20 protein-coding genes are annotated in these 24532 nt (G+C 35.0%); 10 read left to right on the top strand and 10 right to left on the bottom strand.

The annotated features are described in order from the left end of the window. Nucleotides 1–131 precede the first annotated feature (131 nt). The 5 genes from E0W73_RS00250 to E0W73_RS00230 all read right to left on the bottom strand — a co-directional run bounded on the left by E0W73_RS00250 (nucleotide 132) and on the right by E0W73_RS00230 (nucleotide 5789). Nucleotides 132–1355, bottom strand: coding sequence for a hypothetical protein (locus E0W73_RS00250; protein ID WP_135220082.1), 1224 nt, complete (start codon nucleotides 1353–1355; stop codon nucleotides 132–134). 361 nt (nucleotides 1356–1716) lie between these two features. Beyond that, nucleotides 1717–2451 (bottom strand): iron-sulfur cluster repair di-iron protein, encoded by a 735-nt coding sequence (ric, locus tag E0W73_RS00245; protein WP_135220081.1) that lies wholly within the window; start codon nucleotides 2449–2451, stop codon nucleotides 1717–1719. 23 nt (nucleotides 2452–2474) lie between these two features. Continuing rightward, nucleotides 2475–4709 carry a nitric-oxide reductase large subunit gene (locus E0W73_RS00240; RefSeq protein WP_135220080.1) on the bottom strand — a complete coding sequence of 745 codons (2235 nt, stop codon included), beginning with the start codon at nucleotides 4707–4709 and terminating at the stop codon, nucleotides 2475–2477. A gap of 87 nt (nucleotides 4710–4796) precedes the next feature. Further along, nucleotides 4797–5324, bottom strand: a complete 528-nt coding sequence (azu, locus tag E0W73_RS00235; protein ID WP_135220079.1) for an azurin — start codon at nucleotides 5322–5324, stop codon at nucleotides 4797–4799. Between the two features lie 18 nt (nucleotides 5325–5342). Then, nucleotides 5343–5789, bottom strand: coding sequence for an RrF2 family transcriptional regulator (locus E0W73_RS00230; RefSeq protein ID WP_135220078.1), 447 nt, complete (start codon nucleotides 5787–5789; stop codon nucleotides 5343–5345). Between the two features lie 201 nt (nucleotides 5790–5990). Here E0W73_RS00230 and E0W73_RS00225 point away from each other — a divergent pair, with 201 nt between their 5' ends. Further along, nucleotides 5991–6770 (top strand): NYN domain-containing protein, encoded by a 780-nt coding sequence (locus E0W73_RS00225; protein ID WP_135220077.1) that lies wholly within the window; start codon nucleotides 5991–5993, stop codon nucleotides 6768–6770. 39 nt (nucleotides 6771–6809) lie between these two features. Next, nucleotides 6810–8324 (top strand): FMN-binding glutamate synthase family protein, encoded by a 1515-nt coding sequence (locus E0W73_RS00220; protein WP_135220076.1) that lies wholly within the window; start codon nucleotides 6810–6812, stop codon nucleotides 8322–8324. Between the two features lie 60 nt (nucleotides 8325–8384). Here E0W73_RS00220 and E0W73_RS00215 read toward each other — a convergent pair whose 3' ends face one another. The 3 genes from E0W73_RS00215 to E0W73_RS00205 all read right to left on the bottom strand — a co-directional run bounded on the left by E0W73_RS00215 (nucleotide 8385) and on the right by E0W73_RS00205 (nucleotide 11064). Continuing rightward, a complete protein-coding gene (locus E0W73_RS00215) occupies nucleotides 8385–8816 on the bottom strand; it encodes a hypothetical protein (protein WP_135220075.1) in 432 nt (143 codons plus the stop codon). Between the two features lie 256 nt (nucleotides 8817–9072). After that, complete coding sequence (locus E0W73_RS00210; protein ID WP_135220074.1) at nucleotides 9073–9480, bottom strand: hypothetical protein; 408 nt, start codon at nucleotides 9478–9480, stop codon at nucleotides 9073–9075. Nucleotides 9481–9885: 405 nt separating this feature from the next. Continuing rightward, nucleotides 9886–11064 carry a glycoside hydrolase family 88 protein gene (locus E0W73_RS00205; RefSeq protein ID WP_135220073.1) on the bottom strand — a complete coding sequence of 393 codons (1179 nt, stop codon included), beginning with the start codon at nucleotides 11062–11064 and terminating at the stop codon, nucleotides 9886–9888. A gap of 121 nt (nucleotides 11065–11185) precedes the next feature. Between E0W73_RS00205 and E0W73_RS00200 the strand changes: the two genes are divergently transcribed. The 7 genes from E0W73_RS00200 (at nucleotide 11186) to E0W73_RS00170 (ending at nucleotide 17135) form a co-directional block, all read left to right on the top strand. Further along, the gene (locus E0W73_RS00200) at nucleotides 11186–11560 is read left to right on the top strand and encodes a ribosomal maturation YjgA family protein (protein ID WP_244248403.1); all 375 of its coding nucleotides are present in this window, start codon (nucleotides 11186–11188) and stop codon (nucleotides 11558–11560) included. Then, nucleotides 11557–12135, top strand: a complete 579-nt coding sequence (locus E0W73_RS00195) for a non-canonical purine NTP diphosphatase (protein ID WP_135220071.1) — start codon at nucleotides 11557–11559, stop codon at nucleotides 12133–12135. Before E0W73_RS00200 ends, E0W73_RS00195 begins: the two co-directional genes overlap by 4 nt. 204 nt (nucleotides 12136–12339) lie before the next feature. Beyond that, entirely contained in the window at nucleotides 12340–14232 is a 1893-nt protein-coding gene (locus E0W73_RS00190) for a DEAD/DEAH box helicase (protein ID WP_135220070.1), read from the top strand. Between the two features lie 205 nt (nucleotides 14233–14437). Then, nucleotides 14438–15211: a carboxypeptidase-like regulatory domain-containing protein gene (locus E0W73_RS00185; protein ID WP_135220069.1), complete on the top strand. Its 774-nt coding sequence runs from the start codon at nucleotides 14438–14440 to the stop codon at nucleotides 15209–15211. A gap of 1146 nt (nucleotides 15212–16357) precedes the next feature. Next, a complete protein-coding gene (locus E0W73_RS00180) occupies nucleotides 16358–16603 on the top strand; it encodes a type II toxin-antitoxin system ParD family antitoxin (RefSeq protein WP_135220068.1) in 246 nt (81 codons plus the stop codon). Further along, nucleotides 16603–16902 carry a type II toxin-antitoxin system RelE/ParE family toxin gene (locus E0W73_RS00175; RefSeq protein ID WP_135220067.1) on the top strand — a complete coding sequence of 100 codons (300 nt, stop codon included), beginning with the start codon at nucleotides 16603–16605 and terminating at the stop codon, nucleotides 16900–16902. The genes E0W73_RS00180 and E0W73_RS00175 overlap by 1 nt, the downstream gene beginning before the upstream one ends. Before the next feature lie 89 nt (nucleotides 16903–16991). Continuing rightward, entirely contained in the window at nucleotides 16992–17135 is a 144-nt protein-coding gene (locus E0W73_RS00170) for a cell filamentation protein Fic (protein ID WP_208730520.1), read from the top strand. A gap of 100 nt (nucleotides 17136–17235) precedes the next feature. On the opposite strand, the gene E0W73_RS00165 is transcribed toward E0W73_RS00170, so the two are convergent. Then, nucleotides 17236–18696 (bottom strand): aminoacyl-histidine dipeptidase, encoded by a 1461-nt coding sequence (locus E0W73_RS00165; protein ID WP_135220066.1) that lies wholly within the window; start codon nucleotides 18694–18696, stop codon nucleotides 17236–17238. Nucleotides 18697–18886: 190 nt separating this feature from the next. Here E0W73_RS00165 and E0W73_RS00160 point away from each other — a divergent pair, with 190 nt between their 5' ends. Continuing rightward, nucleotides 18887–19948 carry a DUF3810 domain-containing protein gene (locus tag E0W73_RS00160; RefSeq protein WP_135220065.1) on the top strand — a complete coding sequence of 354 codons (1062 nt, stop codon included), beginning with the start codon at nucleotides 18887–18889 and terminating at the stop codon, nucleotides 19946–19948. 53 nt (nucleotides 19949–20001) lie between these two features. Here E0W73_RS00160 and E0W73_RS00155 read toward each other — a convergent pair whose 3' ends face one another. Then, a complete protein-coding gene (locus tag E0W73_RS00155) occupies nucleotides 20002–24531 on the bottom strand; it encodes a TonB-dependent receptor plug domain-containing protein (protein ID WP_135220064.1) in 4530 nt (1509 codons plus the stop codon). Between the last annotated feature and the right edge of the window lies 1 nt (nucleotide 24532).

The following is a 24532-nucleotide window of genomic DNA, read 5'->3' as shown; positions in this document are numbered from 1 at the left end:
ATATGATTGTATAAATATATCGCTCCGCTGGAGCTTTTTATCTTCGTCAAACGTTTTCTATAAATATTCCGCTTCTCCGAAGCTTTACAATATCTTCATCCCTCTGCTATAAATATGCCGTTCGCGGAGACTTACTTACTATCACAATATGATTTTCGTTTAATTATTGAACTCATTATCAAAACCAATCCCAAGACCAAAAGAATACTAAATATCAAAATACTCTGAAAATATCCTGGAACACTTCCTTCTGCAAAAAAGAAAAACCATCCTTGTACAAATAACAAAACTTCCGTGAGGATATATCCTAAAATAAAACACTTCACTCCTATTTTTAGTGTTGAAGAATGAGCAGAAATCATTTTGTTCTGAAGCAGAATTCCAAACAAAAATCCGGTTATGATTCCTAAGGTGGTCAAGTGAATAAAACCAATTACAAAATTCCGTATTTGATGAGAAACCTCAGCAAGATCTGGAAAAAAAGTAAGTAATTGGATTGCGACCTTCAGCAATAAAGAACACAAAGCCAAACCGTAGACTTTTTTGGTGGTTTTGTCTAAAGTGCTTTTGAAATAATGAATTTGCGACTGGAGCATTTGATAAAAATAAATAAAAGCTCCTAACTGAATTAAAACGCCCAATGCATTGCTATAGCTTAGAATACTATTCTGTACGAACCACCGTACGGGAAAACAAACCGTTAAGAGCGTGGAAATAATCATCAAAAGATAAAATTTCTTAAACTTTAATGCGTCTATCTTATCATGGAATTGTTTTATAAACAAGGCTAAAATGGCCAATATAAACCAGCCATTGAATTGAAAATGCAGAAAAAACTGAATGGCAATCTGGTAAAAAGCGCTTTGTTTGCCTAACGTACTCACAGCTGGCCCGAGACACCAAACACCTAACGTCGATAAAATCAGAAACAGAATCGAAACCAATAAAAGCCTTTGCGATGATGCGTCATCTCTTGAACTGTCTCTCCAAACCAAACGACAAAAGACGTAACTCAGTAAAATATGCAGGGTTGAAAAGATAATCGAAAACAAAGCATATCCCTGAATCGGAAAAGCAATCATCATTCCGATTACCGAAAACTCCGTCAGCCAAAACAACCGATTATAGATAGGTTTCTGTCTTTTTCCTTCTGGAATAAAAAAATGAACGATCAAAACATACACAATCATATACACCCAACCTAACATGGCTACGTGCGAATGCGCATGAAGCATGAAGCTGTAGTTTAGAAAATCTAACGGAAAGAGATACATAAACCGCATCACTAATCCAAAAACGCAGGCAATCAGAAAGTTAAAAAAACAGCAGAGTATCCAGGCTTTTTGAGAATTCATATTGTGCAATTTTAAACATATAAAATTAGATAAAACCATATAAGTAATATAAGTTCATTTCAGCAAAACGTATAATTTCTTTTATACTTATATGGTTTAAAAACTTAACTATATGTTTTTTACTTTTTGAGCAAAACTTATCATTTCTTACATTACTTATATGGTTTTAAAACGTAAATATGTTTTTACTTTTTGAGGCAAAACGTATAATTTCTTATATCACTTATATGGTTTAAAACTCAACTATATGTTTTTACTTTTTGAGCAAAACTTATCATTTCTTATATCACTTATATGGTTTAAAACTTAACTATATGTTTTTTACTTTTTGAGCAAAACTCATTGTTAAAACAATAAAGATTTATTGTTCTACTTCAACAAATTCCTTTTCGAGTAGAACAGCTTTTGGAAACAAGATATTATTCTCTAAATGAATGTGTTTGTGCAAATCTGCTTCAAACTCTCTGAGCATTGCAAAAGTGACCCTGTACGTAGTGCACGCATCTGCTGGTGGTGTGTAATTATTGGTCAACTCGGCAATTTCTCTAAAGCGTTCCCCTTCATTATCATGCTCGTGCATCATCATTGCAATGGGGTTAGAAACAGTTCCGAAAGAAGGCTGGTGCAAGATTCCATCAGTTTCTTTGGTTTTTGTCATTCTTTTCACAAAAGGAAACAAAACCAATTCTTCTTTCTTCATGTGTTGCGCCAATTCTCCGGCACAACCTGTAAACAATTCATTAATCCTAAACAATTCAGGATGATTGGCTCCGTGAACTTTGCAGAGTTTATCTAGAAAAGCCAGCAATGTCTGTGTTTTTTCTTCTACATATCTGTGATGAGTTTTCTCTATATAATCTGCCAGCAAATCTAGAGGCCATGAATTAAAATCGATGCTTCCATTGTTTTCAGATTGTACCACCTGAAGCACATTTTCCAGTAAAACATCCGCATCAATATGCTGTTTTTCACAAACTTCGTTTACAGTGCGATTTCCTTTGCAGCAAAAGTCAATTTTATATTTAGAAAAAACAGCGGCTGTCCTAAAATCTTCTGCCACAAATGATCCTATTGTTTTGTTTTTTAAGTTTTCCATGATAATCAATATTAAATTTGTTTTTATTTTTTGTTTTTTAATGTCAGTTCAAATACAAACCAAGCCATTGTAATAAATCCGATTCCGAAGATTGAATCTCCAATTGCACGAAGCCATTTTAAAGTGACCATGGCAGGCTGCTGCATTAATTCTGATGAACGCGCATACCACATTCCGTGATTGATGCTTTCAATTGCTTGCCAAACTCCGATTGGAAGCAGACTTAAAATCGCCATCAGAAATAAACCAATATTTAAAGACCAGAAAGTGATTTTAAGCAGTCTGGTATTCCAGCTTACATTACGGTATAAACTTCTCAGCACAAAAAGCACCAAGCCAATTCCGAGCATTCCGTAAACTCCAAACAAAGCAGTATGTCCGTGTAAAGGCGTTGTATTTAAACCTTGCACATAATACAATGCAATTGGCGGATTAATAATGAATCCGAAGATTCCAGCACCGAGGAAATTCCAAAAAGCCACAGCAATCATAAAGTAAATCGGCCATTTGTAATCGGCAATCCATTGCGTTGCTTTTGAGATTTTATAGTTTTGATAGGCTTCAAATCCTATTAAAGTCAGCGGCACCACCTCTAAAGCGCTAAATGTTGCTCCCAAAGCCATAATAGCTGTTGGCGTTCCTGAGAAATACAAGTGATGAAAGGTCCCTAAAATACCTCCAAACATGAAAATAATGGTAGCAAAAAGCACATTTAAAGTCGCTGTTTTCGTTTTTAATAGCCCTAAACGAACGAATAAGAACGCAATGACAACGGTTGCAAACACTTCAAAGAATCCTTCAACCCAAAGGTGAACTACCCACCATCTCCAATATTCTGCAATTGCTAAATTGGTTTGTCTTCCCCACATCAGTCCGGCTCCGTAGAACATTGCAATTGCAGAACAAGAGACTAGGAACAAAATAATGAGGTTTTTCTCTTCGGTTTTTTTCTTTAAAACCGGAAGCAGCGGGCGAACCATTAACGCCAACCATAAAAACAGTCCTACGAGAAGGAAAATCTGCCAGAAACGACCTAAATCGACGTACTCATAACCTTGATGCCCGAACCAAAAGTTTTGAACCAGATTTAGTTTCTGCATTACGCCAAACCATTGCCCAAGCATTGAACCTAAGACAATAGTCAATAAAGCAATAAATAAGAAATTGATGCCAAAACATTGAAATTTAGGATCTTTTCCAGAAACAGCCGGAGCAATATACAATCCTGTCGCCAGCCAAGCGGTTGCAATCCAGAAAATCGCTAATTGTGTGTGCCATGTACGCGTTACAGCATACGGAAGTATTTTATCAATCGGAAATCCGTATAAACCATTTCCTTCTACTCCGTAATGCGCAGTTATGATTCCGAAGACCATTTGCAGAACCATCAGCAAGCTCACGATCCAAAAATATTTGGTCACCAATCCCATTGATTTTGTTTTGCCTTGCTTGATAAGCGGATCTTCTTTCGGCAACGGAAACTCTTCGTCCTCGCCAGATTTAGCGTGATAAAACACCAAGATTCCAACACTTAAAATCAATAGAATAATACTTACTCCCGACCATGCCAAAAGTTCTGTAGTTGCGGTATTCCCAACCAATTCATCTGATGGCCAATTGTGTGTATAGGAAATGTCTGCATCAGGACGATTGGTTACCGTTGCCCAAGTTGCCCAGAAGAAAAAAGCATTCATTTTATGCATTCTTTCCACATCTGTAATCGAGTTTTTCGGAATGGCGTATTCTTCTCTCAATTTATCAAATTGAGGATCATCTGTAAAAAGACCACTGTAGTATTCGCTCAAATTTTCTATTGCGGTAACTCGGTTTTCAGAAATCGTCAAAATGCCTGTATCTGCATTGTAACGATTGGCTCGAAGGTCTTTCTGCAAACGAATTTTTAGCGCCGATTGCTTTTCGTCATCAAGTTCTTCATATCTTTTATTAAAATCCTTCTTAGCGTAAATATCCAGTATAAAAAGCGCCTCTCTGTGCAGCCAGTCTGCTGTCCAATCGGGAGCCACATAAGCGCCATGTCCCCAGATAGAACCTACTTCTTGACCACCAATGCTTTGCCAGATATTCTGTCCGTCTTTTATCTCATCTTCTGAAAAAATAACTTTCCCCGAATCCGAAACAATTTCTTTGGGTACAGGCGGTGCCTGCTGGTAAATTTCATACCCATAATAACCAAGAACCGCAAAAGAGACAATCATCACTAATGCAAAGACTATCCATAATTTTTTTTCTCTTTTCATCTTTACTTATTATTCAATAAAAGACAATTTTATCTTTTATTAGTTTTTAAAAAAACTCCAATCCTGAGATTAGAGTTTTTGCTATTTTTACTCCACAATCAAAACACCTTTCATCATGGCAACGTGGCCTGGGAAAGAACATACAAACGGATAAGATCCTTTTTTATCAATTGTAAATTCGATAGTATCTTCTTCGCCTCCACCTAATAATTTAGTGTGAGCAATAATTGAGGCTTTTTCAGATTCCGGAATATAATCAGTTGCTTTGGCATCATTTGCTTTTAAAGCGAAGGCTGTTTGGTCTGTTCCTTCTTGCAAGATTACTAAATTATGCCCCATTGCTTCTTTCGGAATTTTTCCAACATGTTTCAATGTCAGTTTAATCGGTTTTCCGGCAACTGCTTTTAGCTCATTGGTGTTGAACTGCATTTGGTCGTTTCCTTCAATAACTAAAACATTTTCTGCTGTTGATGTAACTGGTGCCGCCTCTCCTTCTGTAGACGTTTCTGTTGTATCTGCTGGCTCTCCAACTTGTCCAGATTCTTTTTTTCCACATGAAGTAATTGTTAGAAATCCCATTAGGATCAATGCAGCAATTTTGGTTTGTGTATTCATTTTTGATATGTATTTAATTTAATTTGTATTCAATGTTTTAAGAAAAAAATCTCCTGATTTTACGCCAAGAGCCAACTGCTCTAAAGTTGTTTTGGAAAGCATTTCTAAAAGCAGACCGCGTATTTTTTTAAATTCGAAGTGAACAGGACAAGGATGTTCTTCTGAGCATTCTTTTAACCCAATGCCGCAACCTCTATAAATCTTGTCGCCATCGATTGCATCTACTATCTGAATCAGTTTTATAGTTTTTAATGCTTCTGCAGAAACTTCAAAACCTCCTCCTACTCCTTTTGCAGAATGAATGATTCCGTTCTTGGTCAGGATTTGCATAATTTTGGCCGTAAAAGGTTCGGGCGAATCGATTTCTTTCGCCACATCTTTTATGCCGACCCGAATTCCTTTAGAGGATTTCGTCGCAATAAAAATAGAGGCTCTAATTCCATATTCACACGCTTTAGAAAACATACACCAGTTGATTAATTTGATACAAATGTATTTCTTTTTTCTATAAAAGACAAATTTATCTTTAATTAAATTTTACAACCATTCTACTTATTTATAATGAAAATAATTAATGCATCCTTAATCACTTATTCATCATTCAATTCTTATAAAAACCAATTTTAATTCTAACTTTGAGATTACCTAATTTTTAATAGCTACAAAATGCCGTTGACCAACTCTAGAGATTTAAAACTGGCCGTTCTGATAGATGCCGATAATGTACCTTACAGCAATGTAAAGGGAATGATGGAGGAAATTGCTAAACTCGGAACGCCTACCACAAAACGAATTTATGCCGATTGGACAAAACCTAACGCCAACGGCTGGAAAGGAGTTCTGCTTGAACATGCCATTACACCTATACAACAATACAGTTATACCGTTGGAAAAAATTCGTCAGATTCTGCCTTAATTATTGACGCTATGGATTTGCTTTATTCGGGAAAACTCGATGGATTCTGCATTGTATCCAGCGACAGCGATTTTACCCGCTTGGCTGTTCGACTGAGAGAATCGGGAATGAAAGTAATTGGCATTGGTGAAAAGAAGACACCAAACTCTTTTATAGCTGCCTGCGACCGATTTATTTACCTTGAGGTGCTGGATGGCGCAATTCAGAAGAAAAAACCGAAAGTTACTGCTGCAGATACTAAGAAACCTGTCGAGAAACCAGCTGAAAAAGCACTTCACAAAGTAGACAAACAAACAATCGAGCTTATCGAAGCAACAATTGAAGATATTGAAGATGATGATGGCTGGGCATTCTTAGGCGATGTCGGAAACCTTATTGTAAAGAAAAAACCTGAATTTGACCCCCGAAATTACGGCTATTCTAAACTTACGCCAATGCTAAAATCATTGACCGATATTCTCGAAATAGATGAAAGAGAGTCAGACAAAAAAGGAATCAAGCACGTTTATGTGCGTTTACGATTCAACTAAATTATCGCATTTATTACCTATCAAATTTGTTCTAAAAACATGAGAAAAAAATTCTTTATTTACGGATTCTTATTGTTTCTAATTGTTCTTACAATTTATTATTACACCAATCGGGGCTTTCTATTGGTAATTATCCTGCCAATATTATTGGTTGTAGGGTTGTATAATGCTTCACAAAAAAAACATGCTATATTAAGAAACTTCCCAGTTTTGGGCTATTTCAGATATTTATTTGAAATGATTGCACCAGAAATTCAGCAATATTTTATTGAAAGATCTACCGACGGAAAACCATTTTCTAGAAATCAGCGTTCTTTGGTTTATCAACGAGCCAAAAATATTGACTCAAGCACTCCTTTCGGAACACAACTAAACTTAAATACCGAGAATTACGAAGGAATAAAACATTCTATATTTCCGGCAAAAGTAAATGAGGAGCTGCCACGTGTCATTGTTGGCGGAAAAGACTGCAAACAACCTTATTCTGCTTCCTTATTTAATGTTTCTGCAATGAGTTTCGGTTCCTTGAGCGAGCACGCCGTTCGCGCCATCAATATTGGTGCAAAAAAAGGAAATTTCTACCAAAATACGGGAGAAGGAGGCTTAACCGATTTTCATCTTGAAGGAGGCGGCGATATTACTTGGCAGATTGGTACTGGCTATTTTGGCTGCCGTGATGCCGAAGGAAATTTCAGCCCAGAGAAGTTTTCCGAAAAAGCAAATCTTCCAAACGTAAAAATGATTGAAATCAAGCTGTCTCAAGGTGCAAAACCAGGTCACGGAGGTGTGCTTCCGGCCGCAAAAAATACCGAACAGATTGCAAAAATAAGAGGTGTTGTGCCTCATACCATGATTCTTTCCCCTCCTGGTCATCATGCTTTTTCTGATGCAAAGGGACTCATTCATTTCATTAAGCAATTACGTGACTTGTCCAACGGAAAGCCAATCGGATTTAAATTGTGCATTGGAAATACTGCCGAGTTTGAAGCAATCTGCCAAGAAATGATCAATGAAGACACTTATCCTGATTTTATTACCGTTGACGGTGCCGAAGGCGGAACCGGCGCGGCTCCTCTTGAATTTGCCGATGGTGTCGGAATGCCTTTTGAACCTGCCTTAATTTTTGTCAACAAGACTTTGGTTAGACTAGGAATAAGAGATAAAATGCGAATCATTGGAAGCGGTAAAATTATCTCTGGTTATTCTATTTTACATGCTGTAGCGCTTGGAGCCGATATGTGCAACAGCGCAAGAGGATTTATGTTCTCCTTAGGATGTATTCAAGCATTGCGCTGTCATAATAATGAATGCCCAACTGGAGTTGCCACCCAAAACAAGATGCTTATGAAAGGTCTTGTCGTAACAGACAAATCGGACCGCGTGTATCATTTCCATAAAAATACGCTTCATGCCGCAAACGAACTTTTGGCCGCTGCAGGTAAAAGCAGTTTTGCAGATGTCGATATCAATATATTTATGCGTGGAGACGAATTTGCCAATTTGTCTGATAGTTATTTCCCAGATAATCTGAAAAACGTCACTCAGTTTTCTTAAAAAAAAAGCCTCTTTAGATTTTAAAAAGAGGCTTTTTTTTAAGTGTAATTTTATACCATATTAAAGTTTTGCAGTTTCTTTATTTTCTTCCTTAGCTCCTTCTAAAACAGCTAATTCTTGTTTGTCTACTAATTGCTTGGCAAGAATGACATTATTGTAGGCCAAAAAATAAACATCAAAACTTACTCCTTCATCGATTAATTCTGCTGAAATCTGATTGTTTTTTATCATTTCTTTCAGCAAATCAGGAAAAGATTCCTTATAAGCTTGTTTGTTGGCATCGTTTTCTTCGAGATTTGTCTCAATTCTGATTTCGATTTTGTTGTCGTTTAAAAAAGCTTTGGCTGCCGTACTTGTGATTCCGTGACCTTTTATCGAAGACGAATTGTTGTAATTGCTAACATGCTCCTGAATTTTCTGTTTGGTATTTTTGCAGCTCACCAAGAATAATGCAAAAGCAAATGCAAATGCGATTTGGGTAATTTTTTTCATAAATTTTTGGTTTTTAGGTTACTTTTTAACTCAAACATAATAAACTTATAAGATAAAAACAATAATAATTCACAAAAAACACGATATAAATATTTGAATTTAAAACAATTAGAGGCACAAAAACTTAAAAAATGTAAGAATCATAACGTATGTTTTGTAGCAAAAAAATGTTCCGAAAAGCAAAAAGCCTCACTAATGCAAATCAGTGAGACTTTTTTAAATGTAAGAATATTTTTTCTGTCTGTTTTACAGCCAATTATTCTTTTAAATGTTCTGAAACAGTTTCTTTGGTGACAATTTCTTTTATAAAAACAGTATTATCGGCAGCCAAATAATATAAATCAAACCGAACGCCTTCATTTACCAATTCCTTGAAGGCTGGATTTTTAAGATTCAGTTCTTTCATCACATCTGGAAAAACTTTTTCGGCTTCTTTTTTATTTGCCTCATTTTGTTCCAAATCGGTTTCAAAACGAAGTTCAATTTTATTATCCTTTAGATATCCTCTTGCAGTTGTCAGCGTAACATGTGGCGCTTTAAAACCTGAAGCGCCAGCATTATAAGCCGGAACAAATTCTTGAAGTTTCTGTTTGGTGTTTTTGCAGCTTGTCATCAATACTATAATTGAAACTGCAAAAAAGATTTTGATAAGTTTTCTGCTCATTTCTTACTGTTTTATAATTGAAAATGTTTTCTAAAATTACTTCTTTTTTTTTATATCTGAATTAAAAAATCATATCGAAAATTCAACAAAATTAAGAAAGACCTAAAGACGAAACATATTTCTAGACTACCATCGCTACAGCTATTTTGCTTCTAAAAAGCTTATAAAGAAGAGTTGCGTTTTTGCAGCACTTTCTTTTTACAACTAACCCGTTGGGTGTAATTAAAAAATAAAAGCATTTTAACACATAGAAGCATAGTTTCTTGTGCCGAAAAAAGAAAATGGAACAAACAAGTTTCCACACATAGCTAAACTATGGGCATTTAGACTAGTGAAACGCCTTTTTTAAGTTTAGTTAAACTATGTTTCTATGTGTTGAAAATAATTTCACCCAACGAGTTACAACTATTTTATTTTGTGAAGCCTTAAAAGCGCTTCAAGATAATAGTAATCGGCATAATTTATTGAGCAGTCTATTTCGCTTCCGGCAGGTTTATGTCCGGTTGAATGGAGTAAAAATGCAGAATTAACATCACGGCTCTGGTAGTTCTCTGAAAGAGAGACAATCATTTTTTTCGATTTTTGCAGATACTCACTTTTACGTTTTTTGTCTTTCGTATAAGAACTTAATTCTAAAAGTGCCGAAGAAACTATCGCGGCAGCCGATGCGTCTCTTGGTTCATTCGGAATATTGGGAGCATTGAAATCCCAATACGGAACCAAATCTTCTGTCGTCAATCTATCTAGATAAACTCTTGTCAATTTATGAGCAAAATCTAAAAACTTAGGATCTTTTGTTTCTCGATAAACCATTGTAAATCCGTAAATAGCCCAAGCCTGCCCGCGCGCCCACATGCTTTCATCGCTGTAGCCTTGAGCCGTCTGTCCCTTTATTTTTTTTCCAGTTTCAAAATCGTAAATCAGAACATGATAAGAAGTATAGTCCGGTCTAAAATGATTCTTCATCGTTGTTTCGGCATGTTTTACTGCAATATCGTAAAGTTTTTTACTGCCTCCATTTTTAGAAGCCCAAAAAAGCAGTTCCAGATTCATCATATTATCAATAATAGTGTTATGACCGCCAAATTTATTATGAGGCCAAGACTGTATTGTGCCCACTTTCGGATTAAAAAGCGTTGCCAAAGTATCGGCTGTTTTAAGAATAACCTCTTTGTACTGTTTGTTTTTTGTCAAACGATATCCGTTTCCGAAGCTGTTAAAAACCTGAAAGCCCAAATCGTGATCTGCAGCTTTTGTGACAGACAAGGGCGTCAAGAAACGAGTAAATTTATCGGCTTCTTTTTCCCATTTCTTATCTTTTGTCGCTTCAAATAAATACCATAACTCTCCAGGCCAGAAACCGCTAGTCCAGTCCTTGTAATTTACGAATTTCCATTGCAAACTTCCGTTGGGAATTGTTCTAGGAGAAGTGCCGTCGTTTGGAATAACTTCTAATGTTTTTGAGGCCTGAGTTGCACAATAATCAATTTGCTTTTGAACATTAAACGTTTTTTCTTTTTGCGAATGGCCTTTATTTGTCGCCAAAAGCAAAGCAACAAATGGAATAAAAAATCTTGCAATCATGTGGTTATTTTTTTGTTTAGATAGTTGTTAAGATGATAAATTTATGAAATAAAGTAAACCTATCTGATTCTTTGTATTTTTACACTACCAAAAATGCATTAATTTTCTAATTCAACTCATCTTGAAGAAATCCAGAATCCAATATTTCATTTTTTTTGTACTGACTATTTTTACTGGCGTTCTCTCAAGAAAAATTTCATTCGTGCCATTATGGATTGGAGATTTCCTTTATGCCATCATGATTTATTTATTTGTTCGGATTATATTTCCAGCAAAAAATGTTTTGTCTGTAATACTACTTTCGCTTTTAATCTGTTATAGTATTGAGTTTTTGCAACTTTATCAGGACGCATGGATTATCGAATTAAGGCAGACACTTTTTGGACGTTACGTTTTAGGCCAAGGCTTTTTATGGTGTGATATACTGGCTTACACATTTGGAATCTTATGCATTTCCCTTATCGAAAAAATCACCTTAAAATATAAAAGAAAATGAAACTCGTTTTTGCATCAAACAATAAAAATAAAATAGCCGAAATTCAAAGTATGCTTCCCGCAAGTATTCAGATATTAAGTCTCGAAGAAATAGGCTGTCATGAAGATATTCCCGAAACGGCAGAAACTATTGAAGGAAATGCAATCCTGAAAGCCGATTATGTAACTCAGAAATATGGCTATGACTGTTTTGCAGACGACACCGGACTAGAAGTAACGGCACTAAATGGAGAACCGGGTGTTTACTCCGCAAGATATGCAGGCGAACAGAAAAATGCCGATGATAATATGGACAAGCTTCTACAAGCATTGCAAAATGAAGAAAATCGCAGCGCCCAGTTCAAGACCGTTATTGCTTTAAACCTAGATGGAAAAAATTTTTTATTTACCGGAATTGCGAAGGGAAAAATCATAACCGAAAAAAAAGGAACAAATGGTTTTGGATACGACCCCGTTTTTCAGCCAGAAAATTTCGCCGAAACCTTTGCACAACTGCCTTTAGAAACAAAAAATAAAATTGGTCATCGCGGAAAAGCTGTCAAGCAACTAATTGATTTTCTGAATAGCACAAAATAATTGTTTAAAATACAACAATTTAGGGATGATTTTTTAGATTTTGCGACGTTTTTTTTGTTTAATTTATGACGATTGTGCAAAAAATGATTTTAATAAAAACGTAACTTTTTGATAATCAAATCACAACAAATATATAATTATTAAATAAGCATTAGTTTATCTGAATAATTAACAGTAATTTTGCACCCTATTTTAAAAATACATATGAACAAATTTGAACAATTAGGATTGAATGAATCGTTACTGAAGGCGATTTTAGATCTAGGATTTGAAAATCCGTCAGAGGTACAGGAAAAGGCGATTCCCCTATTATTGGAAAAAGACACGGATATGGTTGCGTTGGCTCAGACAGGGACAGGGAAAACGGCAGCTTTCGGTTTTCCGTTAATCCAAAAAATTGATGCTGACAACAGAAATACACAGGCATTAGTTTTATCGCCAACACGCGAGTTATGTTTACAGATTACTAACGAACTTAAAAACTACTCAAAATACGAAAAAGGTATTAATGTGGTAGCAGTTTACGGAGGAGCTAGTATAACAGAACAAGCAAGAGAAGTAAAAAGAGGAGCACAAATTATTGTGGCAACTCCAGGAAGAATGCAAGACATGATTAACAGAGGTTTGGTAAACATTAAAAACATAGATTACTGTGTTCTTGATGAGGCCGACGAAATGTTAAACATGGGATTTTATGATGATATCGTATCAATCTTATCAGATACTCCAGACGAAAAAAGCACTTGGTTGTTTTCTGCAACTATGCCGCAAGAGGTTGCTAGAATTGCAAAACAATTCATGAGCGCCCCATTAGAAATTACTGTAGGAACAAAAAATTCTGGTTCTTCTACGGTTTCTCACGAATTTTATCTAGTAAATGCTCGTGACCGTTACGAAGCTCTAAAACGTTTAGCAGATGCTAACCCAGATATTTTCTCTGTGGTTTTCTGTCGAACCAAAAGAGACACACAAGCTATTGCTGAGAAATTAATCGAAGATGGGTACAGCGCGGCTGCATTGCATGGAGATTTATCTCAGGCGCAGCGCGACGGTGTAATGAAATCTTTCCGCGGACGACAAATCCAAATGCTTGTGGCTACAGACGTAGCTGCACGTGGTATTGATGTTGATAACGTAACTCACGTTGTAAACTACCAATTGCCTGATGAAATCGAGACTTACAACCACCGTTCTGGTCGTACTGGTAGAGCTGGAAAACTAGGGACTTCTATCGTAATCGTTACAAAAAGCGAATTGCGTAAAATTTCCTCTATCGAGAGAATCATCAAACAAAAATTCCAAGAAAAATCTATTCCATCAGGAATTGAAATCTGCGAAATTCAGCTATTGCATTTAGCTAACAAGATTAAAGACACTGAGGTTGATCACGAAATTGACAACTATTTACCAGCGATCAATAATGTTCTGGAAGATTTATCTAAAGAAGAATTGATTAAGAAAATGGTTTCAGTAGAATTTAACCGTTTTATTACTTATTACAAAAAGAACAGAGATATCTCTACTCAATCTGCTGGCGACAGACGTGAAAGAGGCGATTCTGAAGGAAGAGAATTCAACAATAACGGCGCTGTTCGTTACTTTGTAAACATCGGTTCAAGAGACAACTTCGACTGGATGTCATTAAAAGATTACCTAAAAGAAACTTTAGACCTAGGACGCGACGACGTTTTCAAAGTTGATGTAAAAGAAGGCTTCTCATTCTTCAACACAGATCCGCAACATACAGACAAAGTAATGGATATTTTAAACAACGTTCAATTAGAAGGACGTCGTATTAATGTTGAAATTTCTAAAAATGACGGCGGAGGAAGACGCGACCACAACAACCGTGGCGGAAGACGTGATTCTTCTAGAAGAGACGGAAACTTTGCTCCTAGACGCGAAGGCGGTTTTAGAAGCGACAGAAATTCTGGTTCTAAAGAAGGAGGTTTTAGAGGAGACAGAAACTCGTCTTCTAGAAGAGAAGGCGGTTTTAGAAACTCATCTTCGAGAAACGAAGGAGGTTCTGAAAGAAGCTCAAGACGTTCTGAAAACTTCGGAGATAGCCCAAGACCAAGAAGATCTAGAAGAGATTAACAATCTTAATTTCTTAAAGTACAAAATCCCAAAATCCAAACATACTTGGAAATTGGGATTTTTTTATACAATGCATTAAATTTCTTAAAGGAGCTTTGCAATTCAAACAATACGAGTTGGCCATTGTTAATTTTCTTATAATTAAATTCCAAGACTACGAGATATTTAATCCCGATTTACTACTTTTAGAGCTTTAAATCAGGATATGAAATATTTCGCAGTTTTCTTTTTTATACTTCTAGCAAACATGGGCTTTTCGCAAGAAACGCAGCCAAGTGTTCCTCAAAGAGTTTCGGGTTATATTATTAACGACAACAGTAAACAGCCTCTTTCTGGTGTAAACATCATTAACACCAATAAAGTGCGTGGTGCTAAATCTGATGAAAAAGGATACTTTGAAATAGATGTTCAGGTCAATGACACGCTTCATTTCTCTATTTTAGGCTTTCAATCGCTGAGAATCAGGGTAACCAATGACTGGATAAAAAACAAAGTGACCAGAATTCAGCTTACCGAAAAAGCAATTGCGCTTGAAGAAGTCGTAATCGCGCCATTTAGCTTAACCGGTTATCTGGAAATTGATTCTAAACTGATTCCGACAAAAGAAAACTACCGATACAGCATTTCTGGACTTACACAAGGATATGAAGCCGGAGAATATGCTCCAAATGCTTTTGGAAAAGTCCTCGGCTCTATTTTCAACCCCGCCGATATGCTTTATAATTTCTTTGGAAAAAATGGAAAAGAGCTCAAGAAATTAAAAGAGATGAAAAAAGACGATACGGTTCGTACGCTTTTAGAATCAAAATACGATCGCGAAACCGTGGCAGTCTTGTTAGGAATAACAAAAGATGAAATTCCTGAAATCATGCATCGCTGCAATTATTCTGATGCTTTTATTCAATCAGCAAACGACCTTCAGATCATGGATGCCATCAGCGCTTGTTACGAACAATACAAGGTCTTGAAACGAAATTAAAGCATCCAAATTCTTTATTAATAGAAACTAAATTAATAATCCCTGATTACTAAAAGTGGTCAGGGATTTTGAATTTTATATAATGTTTAAAAAAACTGACTTAGTTTATAATGTTTTTACCAAAAGTATTCAACTAATAAAAAGTCATTTTGATTATTTTGTAATAAAAATATTATTTTATATTTGTTCCAAAATGCGCTACACAATAGCGACTACTTTGTAGCGACTATATATACAAAAGGGTGGTAATTTTACAGCTAAAAGGCTAAAATTTAATTAATAAAACATGAAAATTGTAACTTAAAATAGTTCTTTTTAATTGTATATATTGTAACAATTTTTGTTTTTTTATTTGGAGGTTCTGTTTATGATGAAATAATTAAACATTCAAACACATATGGTGAAAATTTTAATAATGCATAATCCCAGTCTGCGTGTAGCGCGAAAATGTCACCAGCAATATTAACAGAAAAGAACTTTAAAATTATGATTTCGGAAATTCTAGACATATTAGCTAATCTTAGCTTATTGCCCAATAAAGAGAATAAAACGGGAAATTCTGAAAAAAATATTTTGCTTTTTATTTGTTATTGTATTTCCGAAATTTGTCTCATTTTTTCAATTCCAGAATTTAACGAAATCAGGTCAAATGAAAATTCATACTTAATTCTAAGTTTAATAATTGTTGTTTCTTTATTGTTAGCTTTAATTGGAGTTAAATTGACAAGAAAACTAAATCTATATGAGCAACAAACTTTTCCAAAATTCTTAACTTTATTAGTTTCTCTATTTCTTTTTTTTACGCTTTCAATATGTTTAATATTCAATAAATTCTTTTAGAAGAAAATGAATTTAACGACAAAGTAGAAACGGAAAATTGAAACTAAATTAAGAAATAAGTACAAAAAAAACTGCTGGTAAAAGTCACTACAACGGATTTGGGCAATTGGCTTAATGCAAACATGGTTTTATATTTGGTATGATTTACTTCGTCCGTTCGCTGTCGCTCGGGTGGCAAAACGAAGAATAGGCTTAATTTAATCCCAAACTGTGTGTAATGCGAGAACGTTTGCAGTAACTTTTACGCAAAAAACGAGAAAAACTTGAATCTAATACCAACTATTGGTATCTTTGATATAAAAAATTATGGCACGAAATACATCAATATTATTAGGCGAATATTTTGAAAATTTTATCAATGAACAGATTGCCACAGGAAAGTATAGTTCTGTTAGCGAAGTAGTTAGAACTGCTTTAAGGATATTTGAACAAGAAGAATTAAAAACAAAATCTCTAATCAATGAATTAAAAATTGGAGAAAAAAGTGCTAAAGTGAGAAATTTTGACCGCAATAAAAATCTTGAAATGCTTAAAGCTAATTTTCAAAAATAATGACAGAGTACATAATTAGTGAAAAGGCATTGGAAGATATTAACAACATTTGGGTTTATACTGCGGAAAATTGGTCTGTTGCGCAAGCAGATAGATATTACAACTTAATTCTTGACGAAATTGAATACATAGCACAGAATTTTGAAATGGCTCGAGACTTCGGAAAAATTAGAAAATCTTATAAATATTCAAAAGTAAAATCACATTTAATTTTCTTCAAAAAAGACAAAAAAAATGAAATTGAGATTGTGAGAGTTTTACATGAAAGAATGGATATCCAAAATAGATTAACTGAATAAATAAAAAAAGCTACTGCTAACAGCTACTACAACGGATTTCGGCAATAGGCATAGGGCAATTCGTTGACAAAATTTTTTATTTACAATCAATGGACAGAAGTCCGATTAATGACTTAGAATTAAGAACTTTATTACAAGAGAATCTAACAGATGATGTTAACAATACGGAAATTATCTTTAAAGGAATTAAACAGTCCTATTATTATGAAGGCTACGAAAAAGATGCAGCATAAAATTTAAAAAATGCCTTTTGTTACCAGGAAATCAGATATTCAGCCACAATCTTAGTTTTCAGTCTCAAAAGAAACTGAAAACCATGACTGACAACTGGGACTATTTCGATGGTATATTCGAAAGAATTTCCAATAAAAATTTCCAGAATTTCTGAGAAGAAACAATACTCGCTCTTTCATCTGGAGAATGTGCGCCGTGAATTGTTGGTCCAAAAGAAATCATATCCATTTCAGGATAATTGGTTCCTAAAATGCCGCATTCTAAGCCAGCATGACAAGCTACCACTTTTGGTTTTTCGTTGTTTTGTTTTTCATATATTCCAACCAAAGTATCCAAAATCTCAGAATTTACATTTGGCGTCCATCCTGGGTACGAACCAGAAAGTTCCACTTCGCAACCCACAAGTTCAAAAGTAGAACGCAGCGCATTTGCCAAATCAAATTTTGAAGATTCTACCGAAGAACGAGTCAAACATCCTACTGAAATTTCGCCGTCTTTTATAATTACTCTAGCAATATTGTTTGACGTTTCAACCAAATCGGCCATATCGGCACTCATTCTATAAACACCATTATGAGCAGCATAAATGGCTCTGATGATTCCTTCCTGAACACCTAAATCCATCACACTTTCAGGAAGATCGCTTTTTACGATTTCGATAACTAGATTTGGCTCTGTAGTTTTAAATTCGGCTTTGATATCGTTGATTATTTCCTGCATATCAAAAAGATACGCTTCGTCAAACATTTCAGAAATAATGACTTTTGCAACACTTTCTCTCGGAATTGCATTTCGCAAACTTCCTCCATTTATTTCGGCAATTTGCAGTCCAAAATTTTCAAAACCGTCAAAAAGTAGACGATTCATGATTTTATTTGCATTTCCTAAACCTTTATGAATATCCATTCCTGAATGCCCTCCGTTCAAACCTTTTACAGTAATAGTATATCCAACAGAGCCTTCTGGAACCTCTTCGGCATTGTAGCTTCGAGTTGCAGTTACATCTATCCCACCTGCGCATCCAATATCGATTTCATCATCTTCTTCTGTATCCAGATTCAATAAAATCTGACCTTGTAGAATGCCTCCTTTAAGGTTTAATGCCCCCGTCATTCCTGTTTCTTCGTCGATTGTAAACAAGGCTTCTATTGCTGGATGCGGAATATCTTTGCTTTCCAAGATTGCCATAATTGCGGCCACCCCTAACCCGTTATCGGCACCAAGCGTTGTTCCGCGAGCACGAACCCAGTCGCCATCGACATACATATCAATTCCCTGTGTATCGAAGTCAAAAACCGTATCTGCATTTTTTTGGTGCACCATGTCCAAATGTCCTTGCATTACAATAGGCTTACGGTTTTCCATTCCTGGAGTAGCTGGTTTTCTGATGATTACATTTCTGATTTCATCTTCAAAAGTTTCTAAACCTAAACTGTTTCCGAAGTTTTTCATAAACTCAATTACACGCTCTTCTTTTTTTGAAGGACGCGGAACAGCATTCAAATCTGCAAATTTATTCCAAAGTGCTTTTGGCTCCAGATTTCTTATTTCTTGACTCATTATATTTTTGTTTGACGTTTAACAATTAAGAGCTTCAAAGTTACAAAGTTTAAACACTTTTTTGCGACGAATTTCACAAATTAGCGCAAATTATAATGGTTCCAAAGTTCTATCTAATTAATCAATTAGTGAAAATTCGTGCAATTTGTGGCTAACTTCTTTTTATATTTACTTATCCAAAAAAATTACTGTGAAATCAAAATACATTTTACCCTTATTTCTTTTAGTACAAATCATTTTTTATAAAATACTTCCGTTTTTTCCAGATTTTGTCGAAGGCTTTTACAGCAATAATTTGTTTGTGAGAATTTCTCATTTTTCTAGAACTGTATTGGGCAAAATTCCGTTTTCGGTTGGCGACTGCATTTACGCTATTTTAATCTTATCCATAATCAGCTGGTTTTGGAGCATAAGAAAAACTTGGAAAACAGATTGGAAAAATCATTTGTTAAAAATCTTAGGCAAAATTTCTGTTTTTTATTTTTTCTTTCATCTGTTATGGGCTTTCAACTACTATCGCATACCTCTTTATCAAAAAATGGAAATTAAAAGAGAATATACTGATGCCGACCTATTAGCTTTTACGAAAAGACTTATTACAAGGACCAACGAAATTCAGTTTAAAATCACAAAAGACAAAAGCCAAAAAATCAGTTTGCCGTATTCTCAGAAAGAAGTTTTTAAGTTGAATTTAAACGGGTACAATAATTTAGCTAAAAAGCATTCTTATTTTTCATATGAAACCTTAAACGTTAAAAAATCATTGTTCAGTGTGCCATTGACTTATATGGGTTTTGGAGGTTATTTAAATCCGTTTACCAATGAAGCTCAGGTAAACGGCTTATTGCCTATGTACTCGTTTCCGCTTACTACTTCTCATGAAATGGCGCATCAGATTGGTTTTGCAAGTGAGAACGAATGCAATTTTATAGGCGTTTTGGCTTGTGTACAAAACGATAATTTATATTTTCAGTATTCTGGATATAGTTTTGCCTTGCGTTATTGTCTGGGCATCTGGAAATTTAAAAATGAGAAAGTCTTCGAGGTTTTAAAAAAACAAGTAAATCCAGGAATTCTCAAAAATTATCAGGAAAGTCAGGATTTCTGGAATAAATACGACACTTTTATTGATAAAGGTTTTCATTTTCTGTACGACAATTTCTTAAAATCGAATAATCAAAAAGACGGAATGGAAAGCTACAGCAAGTTTATAGACTTGATGATCAATTATTATCGAGAAAAAGAATTTTGATTATTCAAAAAAGAAATGCCTGACAGATTGCAGAAATCCATCAGGCAGTTTTTTTACGGAATCACCTCTACTTCTATTCCGGAATCCCAATTTTTGCGCTCTCTTTCATAATACAAATAAGCAGAAGAAGCAATTCCTTTGTATTTACCAGGAACAATGGCTTTAAAATCTATGTTTATTTTTCGCTTTTCGTTTGCATTGAGTTTTCTGAAATACAACACCAATTCATTGCCAAAAATCTCATAATAATCTGCGGCATTTTTTTCAACCAATTCTTTAAGTTGCCAAGGTTCCGGAGTCAAACCTCCTGGAATCCCGATTCTCACAATCGGATTTGAAACCTCGTTATTTTCTGTATTTTCTACCTCGATTTCAACACGAGCTGTTTCACTCATTTTGATTTTATCAGACCTTGTTTTTGTTTTTAAAATCAAACTGCATTTTTTTGAATTATCTGGCGTAAAAGTCTGATACTGCACAGCAAACAAATAAGGAACACTTTCTGAGGCTGATTGAAACGAAAAATTGTTTTTTCCCGGGCTAACTTTGAGATTCTTTAGCATTACATTCCCATTTAGGTCTTTCTGCGTTAAATCGATCAGTTCGTTGTTCAGATACAGTGTTGCTTTTTCATCAACTTTAGTATTTACATTGATTTTGGTAAATTCAGCGATTAGTTTCAGAGTCAGTGCCGTTGCCTGTGTAGAGCCAAATCCGTAGCTGCTTTTATTGGTCTGCAGATAATCTAGAATTTCTGAAAATTCTTTGGTAATCTCTTTTTCTTTTAAAATTGCAAGTCCGTATAGTGCGGCTATTTCAATATTCATCGATTTTCCGCGGCTGTAGACTACAGATTGTTCTGCTTCTAAATCTATTATGCCTTTCTTGCTGACTTCTACTTTTATCAAAGCCATCAATTTTTTATACTGATCGATTTTTTTAAGATTAAAAGAAGCAAGAGCTGTCAAAGTTAAACGGTACAAATCATTACTTTTTAAGGCTTCTCGCAAAGCGGCCTGATATTGTTTTTCTAAATCAATACCACCAATTTCAGATAACACATAAACGATATACGCGTTATTGACTTCATATTTTACTCCAGAAAAACCATATTTCGCATGATTCATTTTAAATCCTCCTTTTTCATCTTTTCTTGAATTCATCCACTCTAAAGTGCGATTTATCATTTCCTGATCTACATTAACAAACTCTTTCATCTCATAAAACTGCATTAAGCCATAGGCTGTAAGAGCTTCATTTCCGGGATTTCCACCATACCATTCAAAACCTCCGCCTCTGGACTCGTAATTCTTTAGTTTTTTATAACCGTTCTCCAAAAACTTCATTGCTTTTGCCTTAAACTCTGGCGAAACATTTTTGAGCTTTGACAACTGCATGACCATAATATTTGGATAATTGGAAGATGAAACCTGCTCAAAACAGCCATAAGGCTCACGAATCATGCTTTCTAGACCATCAAAAATGAAAGAAAACGGATTATAGAATAATTTAAAGCTTCCCTCAATACTAGTTACTAAAGGATCGGTAACCAAAAAATCTACAGTTTGGGATTTTGAACCTGAGATGTCAATATTCTTTGGAAAACCTTTAGGATAGACATCTATAACCTTTTTTATTTTGGCTCGATAATTTTCTCCGCTAATTGTAATTTCTAAAGGCTGATTTTTTCCAATTTTATCAGTAGAAAGCGGTATAAAAACCGTTCTTGATTCATTTTCCTTCAGCTCAATCGAATTTTGAAAATCGATTTTCTCATCGTTAAATAAAGCGCTGTTCTCTAATTTTACATTTTCATCAGAATTGTTTTTAAGCCAAAGCGGTATCATTACGATGTCTTCTTGCGAAACGTAAACAGGCACTTTTACATCGGTCTGAATGATGTCTTTTACTACATAAACAGCTTCTGCTTTACCAAGATCCCCTTTATAGGAAGTTCCCTCAGCCAAAATTTTAAAGGAAGTATTTTCATCAGAATTGTAAAACTCAAAAGTTGCTTTACCGTTGTTATTGGTCTGAATTACAGCGTTCCAATAAAGACAGCTTCTAAAATCGGTTTTTTCCTCGGCAATTACAGTTTTGTAGTTAGGAACATAAAAATCGTCTGCTTCATTTAGTTTTCTTCCATTCGTTTTATTGATATACTGAAATACATAACGGTAATTTTTACCTAACAGAATTTTTCTTAAATAGTAATTGTTTTTTGTGGTAACTACAATCACGCCATTTACAGCTGCAGAACCATAAATAGAAGTCGCATTTGCATCTTTTAAGATAGTTATCGATTGTATCATATCGGTGGGCAAACTTCCAAAAACAGAAGCATTTTCATTGTCTGCATACGGAATTCCGTCAATAACGACTAAAGGTTGTCCTCCAGACCTGCTGCCGTAAATAGAACTCAAACCTCTAATCACGATTTTATCCGTTCCTGCGACCTGTCCCGATGATGGTGAAATCTGAATTCCGGCCGCCCTGCCACTAAGGCTGTTTGAAATTTCCTGTCCAGACACACGAACAATTGCTCCCGTAAGCGAACTCCTTTTTACAGAGCCGTAACCCGCAACGACCAGAACATCTTGAAGCGAATTATTATCAGAATCCAAAGAGACGGAGTTCCCTTTTATATTGCCTTTTTCTTTTTTGCTCTCTTTTTGTTCAATGTACGGATATTCAATATTTGGCGAAGAAAAATTTGAAAGCGTATCTCGCATCACTGCAAACTCTTCTTGGTTGGTGATGGAATTTTTGATACTATAGTTTCGGTTGTTTTTTCCTTCTGCCGCCAGCATGGCTAAACTTAAAAAATTGACTTTTCTAAATTCAAAGTAACCGCTTGAATTGCTTTTGGTCTCATATACTTTTTCTTGATCTGTAAAAAGAAGCACTTTTACGGAAACCGGTTTCCCTTTATGATTTAAGACAAAACCTTGAATCGAATTGATTTTTTCTGGTCGTATTTTTTGGGCCAATCCAAAGAGATTTTGAAGATTATCCTGATTGTATTTTCTCCAGCCATGTGTATTCAAAAGCAAATCTATCGCCTTTTCTCTGTCTTCTTGTTTCTTATTTTCATCAAAATAATATCTTGGCTCATGTATAGTGCCTTTCAATTCAGCCCCCAATAACAGCCACGATAAAATATTATCTTGTTTGTCATCTATATAAGTGATAAGCTTCGCATCTACCACAGACACAGAAAGACTAGATGCTATCGGATTATTATTTTTATCTTTTGTAAAAATAGAAACCTGTACTTTTTCTCTTGGCAGATAATTTTGTTTGTCTGTTTTAATTTCAATCTTAAGTCCATCCTGATAATTTAAAAAAACAAGTCTTTCTGCCACAATTTTATCTGCAACCAACAGCGAAAAAGACTGAATTCCGACTGGAAGGTCTTTTGTTTTAATTTCAACAGAATTCCAACCCTGTTTTAAACTCACCTTATTCGTTTTATGAATTTTAGCTGTATTGCGAACCAAAACTTTTGCATCTGTTGCAAACGGAGCATAGACATTCAGCGAAACGCTTTCGGTTTGCTTTTTTGCATTAATGGCGAAAACATTTTTTTGAGCCTCTGGCAAAGCTATTTTTTCCTTTGACAGAAAAGGCGAGGTTACGACAGCAAAATATTTTTTATCTGGAGCAGTTTTTAGAAATGCATTTCCCATTCCGTCGTGGTCGCTCTTAAAATCTGCTATTCTGTTTCCGTCTTCATCTTCAATAAATCCAGCGACATCCATAGGAAGCCCAAATTCATTCTTAGCAATATAAAACAAGGAAGAAGTTTCGTTTTCTACCAAATAACCACTTTCCGGCAAAAATTGCAGGTCGATAAAATTCAGATTAATCGGAATAGAACGTGTTACCGATTCTTTAAAATTATCATAATCCAGCATGACATTCAGAATTCCGTCGTTTGATTTTAAATCTTCTGGAAGCTTAAAACGGATTACTGCTTTTCCTAAATCGTCTGTTTTTCCGCCTACTGCCGAGTCGATTTTTTTTCCTTCAAGAAAAACATCATATTTAAAATTATAATTTTTAATGGGCTGGCTTTCGAGATTTTTAAGTTCAAAATCGGCTTCACAGATTTCTCCGCTGCCGTAAGCTTTTTTCTTAAAATCTAAAGTCATCAAGATTCTCGGTGCAACTACTTTCTGAACAAAAAATGTTTTCTGAAAAACTGCATCAGACAAATTTGCCTGCATTTTCGTATAAGCAATTATTTTGTAAAGTCCCGAAGCTTTATCTTCTGGAATAAAATACGATCCAGAAACAGCTCCATTTTCTATAGCATACATCTGGCTTGCTATTTTTTTATCGCTACTATCCACTATATCTACATACACATATTCACTTAACGAGCTCGGGCTGTTATCGCTTTCCGTCACAAAAGCTCTAAAATAAACAATGTCTCCGGGTACATACAACACATTGTTAAGCTGCAAATAAACTTTTTCTGTGATTGATTTTTTATAAACCGCATTCCAATCTGATTCAGCATTTTGAGAGAATAAAACTTGAAAAGCCAGTAAAAACAGAAAGTATATTTTTTTCATCATC

Origin of the sequence: Flavobacterium foetidum (assembly GCF_004634245.1) — a bacterium.
In the GTDB taxonomy this organism is placed as follows: Bacteria; Bacteroidota; Bacteroidia; order Flavobacteriales; family Flavobacteriaceae; genus Flavobacterium; species Flavobacterium foetidum.
The sequence above is the reverse complement of the archived record's forward strand: the minus strand, read 5'-3'. Positions and strand labels throughout refer to the sequence as shown.